Origin of the sequence: Chitinophaga niabensis (assembly GCF_900129465.1) — a bacterium.
GTDB classification, from domain to species: domain Bacteria; phylum Bacteroidota; class Bacteroidia; order Chitinophagales; family Chitinophagaceae; genus Chitinophaga; species Chitinophaga niabensis.
Genome location: NZ_FSRA01000002.1, coordinates 2,726,549 through 2,737,358, shown reverse-complemented (window position 1 = coordinate 2,737,358; position 10,810 = coordinate 2,726,549). Strand labels below are relative to the sequence as shown.

Below are 10,810 nucleotides of genomic sequence, written 5' to 3'. Positions count from 1 at the left end.
CGAAGATGAAACTTATAAATATACTAGGACTGACGCTGTTGACAGGAATGTTTGCCTGCAACAAAGAGCTGGATAAATTACGCCCGCATAACGTAACGTATGAGGACCAGCAGTTCTCCTCACCCACCGGTTTCACAAAAGCAGTATGGGGGGTGTATGCATCCGTAGCCGGCAGCGCCGTTGCCAGTTCTTTCAACTACAACGACCTGCAGCTTTATCTTTCCGAGGCACACGGCAATACCATCAAAGCCCTTGATGCAGGAATCAACAAAAATACAGACGCCTTCAACTACCTCAATTCAGCCGAGAAAGATCTCTCCTATTCTTACGACTACTGGCGGGGAAGTTACAATATCATCCTCCTGATCAACAAGATCCTGGCAAATGTAAAAGATGGAGAAACCAATCCTGAGATCTTACAGGCAAAAGGAGAAGCCCTTTTCCTGCGGGCATATGTGTACTTCAACCTGGTCCGCCTGTATGGGAAACCCTATTACCAGGATGCTGCAACAAGCCCTGGTGTAATGCTGATCATCACAGACAATAACGGGCTTGGATTTGCACCGCCGAGGGCTACGGTAAAAGAAGTGTATGAGCAGGTTACAAAAGACCTGCTGGCCGCGATTCCGCTCCTGACGCAGCCCCGGACCAACAGCTTCGCAGGAAAGTACCCGGCCTATGCTTTACTCTCAAGGGTATATCTGTATATGGGCGGCACCTTTACCCAACCGGATAATGCAGCCAATGCCAAGGCAAAGGAATATGCAGATTCTGTTATCCTCAATGGCGGATATGCTTTATTACAGGGAACTGCGTATACCAGTTATTACAACACAGATAACCCGGGTAATAAGGAAGATATTTTTGCTGTGAACACGCAGTATAAAAATGGATTGATCAGTAATCTGTACGCCATGCCTTCGCAGATCAATTATTCCGGAGGGCTTTACCGTCCTTCTCCTGATCTGCTGGGTCAGCTAAGAACACAGGACCTGCGCAGCAAATTCTATGTTAAGAATGTAACACCGGGTAATCCCAATGACTCATTGGCCAGTATAAAATATATGATGGGCTATGTATCATTGTACAGCCCTTCTCCTGCAAGATATCTTCGCCTGGCAGAAATGTACCTGAATAAAGCAGAAGCGGCGGTAAAAGCAGGTGATAATAATACAGCCATCATTAGTCTGAATGCCATCCGTTCCCGTGCGGGCATTGGTGATACTACAGGTATCACCGGCGAAGCACTCTTTAGTGAAATAGTAAAACAACGGCGGCTTGAATTGGCTTTTGAAGGCCATGTGGGCTATGACTACTTCCGTAATGGTCTACCCATGGTACGTAACTATACCTCCAACAGCTCAGGCCCAATGACCATCCAGGCAACAAACCCTAAAATATTATTACGTCTGCCATCAGATGAAATTATCGGTAATCCTAATCTTAAACAGAACGAACAATGAGAAAAGCTCTTGCTATCATTGGGTTAACAGGATGTATGTATAGTACATGTATGGCCCAGGATTTCACCCTGTCCGGAAAATTCTCCGGCGCTGCAACACCTTATATTTATCTCCGTTATAATAATGTGTTGGATAGTACTGTTATTAAAAATGGCGGGTTCACCTTTAAGGGAATAATCAATGGTCCAACAAATGCCTATCTCTACCGTAATCCTGTTACCTGGCGCAGTGAAGATCCCAATCTTTATTCTTTCTTCCTGGAACCAGGTACACTTACTGCAGAGGTGAAAGAGAATGAAGTTAACAATAGCCGGATCAAAGGCTCCGCCACCCAGGCAGATATGGATGAATTAAAGAAGCTGAAAGCCCCTATCCAGAAAGAATGGGAACCTTTTTTCAAAATGCTGGATTCTGTGAACAAGATAGACAACTTTAAGTTCCAGGAAGCAAAGAGCGGGCTGAAGCCATATTACGCAGCAATGGAGAAGATCGATTTTGCTTATATCGACAAACACCCAACTTCTTTCCTGAGCGCTCATTTACTCAGAGGGTATCTCCATTCCATCAGCACGGAAAAACTAACGGCTTATTATAAGCAGTTTCCCGAAAACGTAAAAGCAACCGCCGGTAAAACCATCAATGAAGAACTGGAAAGAAGGAAACTGGGTGTGGAAGGCACTGTAGCGGCCGATTTTTCAGCACCTGATATCAATGACCAGCCGCTAAAGCTCTCCGACTACAGAGGAAAATATGTGCTGATAGATTTCTGGGCAAGCTGGTGTTTACCCTGCCGGAAAGGGAACCCTCACTTAAAGAAACTCTATGCTGCATATAAGGATAAAGGTCTTGAGATCATCGGCGTTTCTGACGACGACAGGAAACCAGATGCCTGGAAAAAAGCAGTAGAACAAGATGGGATCAGTATGTGGAAACATGTTCTGCGCGGCCTGGATATGGATAAGTTAAGAGCCGGCATCTATAATGAAAGAGATATTTCTAAGAAATATGGCATCTATTCACTTCCTACAAAAATACTGATCGATCCACAAGGCAAAGTGATTGCGCGTTATGAGGGGGATGAAAAAGATGAAGCGGAAATGGACAAAAAACTAAAAGCAGTATTCGGTCAATAAATTATGTAATATGAAAAACACATGGCTATCAATAGCGTTGCTATTATCAGGCACAACCTTGTTTGCACAATCCAACACTACATTGGAAGGTAATCTTCCTGATCTGAAAGAAGGCACGTTCGTTTATCTTTCAAAGATGAGCTCTTCCGGAAAACCAGATTCCGTAATTGCAGGTGCCGGCAATTTCCGTTTCAGCCTTAACCTGGAAGAAGGGGATATGTACCTGCTCAGGATCGGAAAAGACAGGAATGCAACGGGATATCTTACTTTCTTCTACCTGGAACCAGGCAGCTTAAAAGTTACCGCTAAAGGCCCATTATTAACGGATGCCGTATACAGCGGCAGCAGTTACGCCAGCGATCTGAACAGCCTTAATAAAGCCACTAAGACCGAACCGGCTTTTATTGAAGCCAGTGCACTGGGTAAAGAAATGAACGAGGCTTACAGAGTAAAGGATACTATTAAACTAAAAGCATTAGAAGCAAAATACGGCCGCGTAGATTCCATCAAAAATATCTGGTACAAAGACTGGGTGAAAAACCATCCGGCCTCTCCTGTAAGTGCCATGGTCCTCTCCTTCTATCTGCGGGAAAAAGATATGAGCGCATTACAACAGCAGCTCAACACTTTAAAACCTGCAGCCAGAAAGAATGCACTGGGTAAAAAAATGCAGCATAGCATTGATGCAGCCAAGGCAACCGCTATCGGCAAACCGGCCCCTGATTTCACGCAGAATGATACCCTTGGCAGACCCGTTTCCTTAAAAGATTTCAAAGGGAAATACCTGCTGATAGACTTTTGGGCAAGCTGGTGCGTACCCTGCCGCCAGGAAAACCCTGCCGTTGTAAAAGCTTTCAATGCCTATAAGGATAAGAACTTCACCATTCTTAGCGTATCTCTTGATCAACCCGGTGCAAAGGAGAAATGGCTGAAAGCCATTCATGATGACGGGCTTGCCTGGACCCATGTATCCGATCTGAACTGGTGGGATAATGCTGTTTCACGACAGTATGATATCCGGTCTATCCCGGCGAATTACCTGCTGGGACCTGATGGCGTGATACTCGCAAAGAACCTGAGAGGAGAAGAACTGGAAAAGAAACTGGAAGAAGTATTGAAATGATTAAAGCCTAGTAAAAACAATTGCCTCCTGTCTTTCCTGAAGGCAATTGTTTTTACTGCCATATGCCATCCGGCAATTATAATAGATTAAAGCTGTAACTGCAGGCTGTACAATTGATGTAATCTTTTCAAAATGGTCAAGACTACACATAAGGTTCAGTTTTTAAGAAACAATGCAATATCTCTGCTAAAAGAGATCTTTCTTTTCGAGAAACACTTCTTTCGCCCGTTTTAAAGCCTCATCTTCTTTATAATCACATCTATCTGAAACTTTGATCTCAAATGCTCTCACCCTTTTCCCCAAATGCATATCGGCAGAAAAGCCGGATATTTGCGTGGGTGCGGTATCTTCATCATCACGTATAAATCCAAAAGAGGCTATTCCATCATTATTAGTTTGTGCATTTATTGGCAGACACTCATACATGTACATTATCCGCCCCTTTTCAACATCTATATTTACAGAAGTGGAAAACCAGGCAGCATGGTACTTAGACAATTCATCAAATGATTTACCCCTGATCACCAAACCATCTATTCCTTGTTCAAAGCGTTCAATAATAAATCGTTCCTTCCCTAAAAAACCTATATAAAAACCTACCCAGGTGCCCCCCATGTAATATTTACCAAGGAATTTCTTTTTGAACCAAGTTGAGTTTTTTGTAGCAGTAATGATCAGGGATACCATAGCTCTATAAACACCTAGTGAAATAAGACCACCCAAAATTATTTTTAAATAATTGTTGATTGTGCCTAATTCATTTATCTGTACCCAAATTGTGAAAACAATAACTGTTGAAATGGCTATAGCAAAGGAGTGTAACTTAACAGAAGGTTTCATTTTTATATAATATAAAACAATGTAGTATTTACTTCCCAATTAGTAAAATATCTACCGGGGCAACAACAGTTAAACTACTATCTCAACCAACTACATATAAATATTATTTCATCAACACGAACAGTACCTAAATCAAAACCGGCTGCCTGGTGAAAGCAGCCGGTCTGTCAATAATTCAATCTAGTATCCGGGATTCTGCACTATATTACTATTACCCTGTATTTCCTGGATAGGAATTGGCCACACATAATCACGGTCTTTGTTAAACTTGCGGGTTTCCACTACCACGGCTTGCCCCGTAGCAGGATTAGTAGCGCCCATTACCGTTACACCCATCACTTTATCTGCTATTTTCCATCTTCTGATATCAAACCAGCGGCTTCCTTCAAAGGCCAGTTCTATTCTTCTTTCACGCCTGTACAGTTCACGCATTTTTGCCTCACTGTTGTAAACAGCCGCATCCACATTAGGCATATTGGAACGATTACGGATCTGGTTAAGATAATCGATTACATCAGGATGATTCCATTGACCACTTTCTACCAATGCTTCCACCCTCATCAGCATGAGGTCTGCAAGACGGAAGATCATAAAATCCAGTGTTCCGGTGGATGGCCTAGTTCTGTCCATAGACACATCGCAGTACTTCCTCACAAAATATCCGGTACGTGATGAGTTTACAGCGCCGATCGCACATGGATTAGGAGCAGGGGCAAAGGGATTCACAACTGTATAAAAAGTGGCGCCGGGATAAACAATTGTAGCAGCCATGCGGGGATCCCGGTTATTTTTAAAATTGGGGTCCTTTCTGTAGGCTGCTACACTGTCTGCCCCCAGTTCGAAGATTGTTTTACCCTGCCTCGTTTCATATTCGTCCACAAAACTTTGTGTGGGATTCACGTTGGCAGTACCGGCTGCATTGGGAGGTGCAAGCCGCAGATAAACACCCTGCTGCAACTGGTTGGAAAGTATCCTTTCTCTATTAAATTCCCCTTTATACAGGAAAAGGTTCAGGTAATTGTCCGTAGCCGCGGGTTTGTACAATTCGTACATTTTTCCACCTGCGGGATCAGTAAGATCTACCACTTCCTTCGCTGTTGCTGCTGCTTCCTGGTATTTAAATGCGTTCAGGAGGGCAAATGTTTTAATAGACAGGGCTGCTCCTTTTGTAACCCGGTAAGGGAGGTCGCCACTATAACTGTATGGAAGGCCTGCAGCACATTCTGTAAGTTCAGCGGTAATAAAGTTAATGATCTCCTCTCTGGTATTTCTCTTCAGGTAAGAATTGGCAGGCGCTACATCGTCTTTTACGATAGGAATTTCTCCATAATACATGAACAGTTCCAGGTGAAATAATGCCCTGTACGCCCTTACTTCCAACATATACTGTGCAAGTTTATCCGGATCTACATAAGCCTTACCCGCATATTTGAGGAACCTGTTGCAGGTGCGTATCTTCAGGAAGCCGTCCCGCCAAAATGGGAATATCAGCATGTAAGCAGAAGATGGTGGATTGGAGTTGCCATTGCCCAGTGCAAACTGGTTGATCTCAGGCAAAAAGTTGGCCGTCCATACGGCATCATCCGTTAACGCACTGATCGAGATCCGGCTGTTAGGCCCATATTGAAAGCCACCGGTAGGGAGCTGCCCCGCAAGGAATTGCATTACCGCGATGAGTTGTTGATCCGTTTGCCAGAATTTTTCGTCTACTGTATCGCTTGGGTTGTCCCTGGTAAGAAAATCTTTATCGCAGGAAGTAACACTGATCAGCAGTAACAGGCACAGTAACCATGTTTTTTTCATAAAAAATTACTTTATAATTTAATATTCACCCCTAGTGTATAGAATCGCATGAGCGGATAAGTATTATCTGTTCCTTTCGTTTCCGGATCAAGATATTTCATACTTGTAATCGTGAAAGGATTCTGGGTGTTGAAATAGATACGGGCATTAGAAATGCCTGCCCTTGTGAAAAGTGGTGATTTAATGGTATAGCCGATCTGTATAAAACGCACCCGTATAAAAGCACCATTTGTACGCCAGTAATCTGAAAAGCGTGCATTATCTGTAGGGCTGGGTGTTATGCGTGGATAGGCTGCATCTGTATTAGCAGGTGTCCAGGTATCCTGTTGCCACACCATGGGCGTTCCGCCACCACCACTGAGGTTTAGTGGGGTAATGTATCTGCCGGTATAAAACACATCCGATGCCGTAAACCCGTTCAGCAATGTTTCTACATCAAAATTTTTGAATCCAACACGTACGTTCAGGAAGTAATTACCCTGCGGATTAGTATTACCTATTACGGTTTGATCTGCTTCTGTTATAGTGCCATCATTATTCAGGTCCATATACCGGATATCTCCCGCCGTTTGTGTTGGTCCTGAAGGTGTTTTTGATCCTATCATAGGCACACCTGCATCCACGTCTTTCTGTTGCAAAAGGCCCATAGTACGGTATCCATAAGCACTTCCGATCGGCAAGCCTTCTTTCTGGATAGTATTCTTATCGTAATAGGGCCCGTCTTTAAGGGCCAGGATGGAATTCTTATAATAAGAATAACCTGCATTAAAGCCGAGGGAAACTGCTTTGATATTAGTAGCATAGTTCAGTGCAAGCTCCCATCCCTTGTTCCGGACGCTACCTGCATTGATAGGCTGAGGGCCGATACCCGAGGAATAAGAAAGCGGAGCGTTCAGCAGGATATTTTCTGTGAGTTTGTTGTACCAGTCGAAAGTAAAGTTCAATTTGTCCTTCAGCAACCCGATGTCTACCCCTGCATCCAGCATTTTTACGCTTTCCCATGTGAGGTCCGGGTTACCGATAGTGGCTTCGGTACCGTTGGTATTAGTAGTACTCTGATATTTGTACAATCCGATGCCCTGGTTATTACCCAAAAGACCATAAGATGCACGCAGCTTGAGGTTACTGATGAATTTCACTCCCTGCATAAATGGTTCCTTATGCACATTCCAGCCAGCTGCTACAGATGGGAAATATCCCCACTTTTTGCCTGGCCCGAACTTAGATGAACCATCCGTCCGCAAGGTGCTTTCAAACAGGTATTTATCATTGAAGATATAATTGACCTTTACGAAATAGGAAGCCAGCGTAGCTTCAGCGAATTGGTTGGACTGATCAGGATTATCCGTTTCGCGTGTAATACCACCCACTGCATAGATCGTGTGTTTATTGTAGGTCCTGGTATAATCAAGCGTAGCCGCCATGTATTGATAGTTCCGTTTGTAAATAGCGGAAGTATGCGTGGAACCATATTGAAAAAGCAAAGCGTTGGTATAGTAATCCAGGAAGTTATAGGCATCACGGGAAGTGATGTTGCCTGTACTCAATAAACGGAACAGGTATTGTCCTTTTAGTTTCAATCCGGGAAGCACCTCCCACTGCGGTTGGAAATTGATAGAGATATTATCTTCACGGGATTTGGTAAAGCCGCCCTGTTCCAGTTCAGCTACAGGATTCAGCATCTCTGCGTAGTTGCCATAAGCCTGGTAGCCATCTGCCCGCAAAGGGTATTTAGATACAATATTCGGTGGGACCCTGAATGTTTCGTACAGGATATATCCTGCCCCGTCACCGTCCTGGAAATTGGTATAGCGGTTAATAGGACGATTAGTTTCTTTTCTTGAAAGGGACAGATCGAGGTACATGGATAAGTTCTTCCGCAGGGTAACACTTGTATTTGCTCTCAGGGAATATCTTTCGGCGGAGGTTTGATTAATGATGCCATCCTGCTGCAGGTAAGTACCATTCACCGCAAAGCGGGCCTGGCTGTTACCTCCCGTTACACCAATGGAGTGTTGCTGGGAAAATGCCTGGTTCTTAAGCACCAGTTTTTTCCAGTCCGTATTGGGATAAAGCAATGGATCTACACCATCGCGTGTTTTCTGGATAACGTCGTTTGTATAAATGGGATTACCACCGATGTTGGCCTGCGCGGCATTCACCATTTCCATATAGGTAGGAGCATCTACAAATTCAGGCAGGTATGCTGCTTTCTGAAAACCGGCAAATGCATCGTACACAATATGTACCTGCCCTGCCTGACCACGTTTGGTAGTAATGATGATCACACCATTGGCAGCCCTTGATCCGTAGATAGCTGCTGCTGCTGCATCTTTTAATACCGTTACGCTTTCCACAGTTACCGGGTCCACATCGTTGATATTGGTGGGAACACCATCTACCAACACCAGTGGAGCTGTTGTACCGAGTGTGGATATACCACGTATTTTTATGGCAGCAGCATCCCCACCTGGAAGGCCGGAGCTTTGTGTTACGGTAAGTCCTGTAATACCTCCCTGCAAAGCCTGGGACAATTGCGTGATTGGTTTCCCCTCTATATTAGACTTTACATTCAGGGCGCTGATGGAGTTGGCCAGGTGTTTCATCTTCTGTTCGGAATAACCTGTTACCACTACCTGGTCCAGTGTGGAAACATTTTCCGGTAATGCAATGGTAAGGTTATCCCTGTTATTGATAACGGGATATTCAAAAGGTTTGTAACCGGTATGGGAAAAGATGAGTACTTCACCAATACGTACCCTTAGTTCAAAATTTCCCTTATCATCCGTAGTGGTCGCCCGGTTCTCTCCTTTTACAATTACGGTGGCACCAGGTATGGGTATGGGTGGTTCCCCAGTATCGAATACCCGTCCGTTTATCTTAAAAAGGCTGTCCGCAGGTGATGATGCCGCTCTGCTTTCATCTTCACGGATGATGATCTTGTTCTCAAGTGCAGTATATTTTAATGGAAACGGACGAAGTAATTCATCCAGTACACTTTTGAGCGGTTTGTTACTGGCAGACAGGTTTACTTTGTTCCTGTTCTGCAGCACATTCCCTCCATATGTAAATGAAACTTTTCCCTGCAGGGCAATCTTGTCCAACGCATTTTTCAGTGTTTCCTGTTTCAGGTTAATCGTAACAGGATTATTCAATACATCTTGTGCAAAAGCGGTACGAAAGGAAAAAAGCGATATAATAATTAGTGCAGGAAGTAACCTGCTTTTCATTCCCGAAAGCAAAAAACCTGCGTTAGGTATATTTTTTTTCATACCTTTATTTCGTTACGTAATTAGTAATTACTGCTTGTATATACAGTACAGCAGTTATTCTTTTAATGTCAATGCATAATGATCCCGGTCACGCCGGGATTTTTATCTGGCGCTATCTTATCATGGTGGAATAGTTTTAGTGAAAGATCTATTTATGTATTTCCCATCCCGTGGAGGTTTGTTTTAAACGCGCATTATATGTTAGGCTTATTTGCTGCAGTACCGTTTCCAGTTTATCTTTTTTCTGATCAAAGTCCCCATAGTAGGTGATTCCCTGAAGTTGCTTATTAAGCCTGATAGTTGTGTTATAGCTCCTTTCGATATCGCCTATCACATTCTTTAAGACTTCCCCTTCATATTTGAATTTCCCCTCTTTACGCGCCAGTGCTGCAAATGCATCGGGATAATCTTCTTTCTTCAGCATACCGCTTACCGAATTAAAAACAGCTCGTTGATAAGGAGATAATAATACGTTGTTATGATTCGCATCTACCTTCACTTTACCTGTCAGCAACACTATTTCAATATCTGCACGATCGTTATAAGCCTGTATGTTAAAAGTGGTACCGAGTACGGTAGTATTGGTTTTACCTGTATGTACAATAAAAGGATGCGCATCATCTTTGGCTACATCAAAAAAAGCTTCCCCCTGGAGCGTTATTTCCCTTGAATTCTCCCGATAGTTCAATTTACTGGCGGGTGCAAGCCATATGCTTGTACCATCTGCAAGCTGGAATTGTTTCCTTTCTCCTTTTAATGTTGATACTTGTATCTCAGGATTAAATATCCCTGTCATATAGCCGCGGCCCAGGTAAAGCGTAGTCACTAATAGCGCCAGTGAAGCACATATGGATAAGGTGATAATAGTACGCCTGGGCATACGAACTACCTTGCCGCCTGAAGGTTTTTCTTTGAGGAAGGTTTTATCTGCCACCTGTTGATATACCTGTTTCAGTGTATCCTTCATAGCTTCCTGCCCAGTGTCAGACGTGGTGGATGCCAGCAATTCATTACGCACCAATCTCCTGAGATCGCTTTCGCCCTTTCTGGAATCAAAGTGCTGTAATAAAAATGCGATCTCCTCCGGAGAGCATTCATTATTCAGATACCGTTTAAACAGTTCTTCCAGGTAGTTCTTATCCTCCAATTTTTTGCTTTAATAGCTAATACGGGGTT

At 43.6% G+C, this 10,810-nt stretch carries 7 protein-coding genes; 3 read left to right on the top strand and 4 right to left on the bottom strand.

All coding sequences use genetic code 11. From position 1 onward, the window contains the following. Window positions 1-5 precede the first annotated feature (5 nt). Genes BUR42_RS28510 through BUR42_RS28500 form a run of 3 tightly spaced genes read left to right on the top strand, consistent with a single transcriptional unit; the run spans window position 6 to window position 3,719 of the window. Window positions 6-1,463 carry a RagB/SusD family nutrient uptake outer membrane protein gene (locus tag BUR42_RS28510; protein ID WP_084185873.1) on the top strand — a complete coding sequence of 486 codons (1,458 nt, stop codon included), beginning with the start codon at window positions 6-8 and terminating at the stop codon, window positions 1,461-1,463. Then, window positions 1,460-2,596 (top strand): TlpA disulfide reductase family protein, encoded by a 1,137-nt coding sequence (locus BUR42_RS28505; RefSeq protein WP_084185872.1) that lies wholly within the window; start codon window positions 1,460-1,462, stop codon window positions 2,594-2,596. The genes BUR42_RS28510 and BUR42_RS28505 overlap by 4 nt, the downstream gene beginning before the upstream one ends. A 10-nt stretch (window positions 2,597-2,606) precedes the next feature. After that, window positions 2,607-3,719 carry a TlpA disulfide reductase family protein gene (locus tag BUR42_RS28500; RefSeq protein ID WP_074242920.1) on the top strand — a complete coding sequence of 371 codons (1,113 nt, stop codon included), beginning with the start codon at window positions 2,607-2,609 and terminating at the stop codon, window positions 3,717-3,719. A 186-nt stretch (window positions 3,720-3,905) separates the two neighbouring features. On the opposite strand, the gene BUR42_RS28495 is transcribed toward BUR42_RS28500, so the two are convergent. The 4 genes from BUR42_RS28495 to BUR42_RS28480 form a co-directional block, all read right to left on the bottom strand. Continuing rightward, the gene (locus BUR42_RS28495) at window positions 3,906-4,559 is read right to left on the bottom strand and encodes a hypothetical protein (RefSeq protein ID WP_074242919.1); all 654 of its coding nucleotides are present in this window, start codon (window positions 4,557-4,559) and stop codon (window positions 3,906-3,908) included. A gap of 180 nt (window positions 4,560-4,739) precedes the next feature. Next, window positions 4,740-6,362 carry a RagB/SusD family nutrient uptake outer membrane protein gene (locus tag BUR42_RS28490; protein ID WP_074242918.1) on the bottom strand — a complete coding sequence of 541 codons (1,623 nt, stop codon included), beginning with the start codon at window positions 6,360-6,362 and terminating at the stop codon, window positions 4,740-4,742. Window positions 6,363-6,373: 11 nt separating this feature from the next. Beyond that, entirely contained in the window at window positions 6,374-9,634 is a 3,261-nt protein-coding gene (locus BUR42_RS28485; protein ID WP_074242917.1) for a TonB-dependent receptor, read from the bottom strand. A gap of 148 nt (window positions 9,635-9,782) precedes the next feature. Then, entirely contained in the window at window positions 9,783-10,781 is a 999-nt protein-coding gene (locus tag BUR42_RS28480; protein WP_074242916.1) for a FecR family protein, read from the bottom strand. Between the last annotated feature and the right edge of the window lie 29 nt (window positions 10,782-10,810).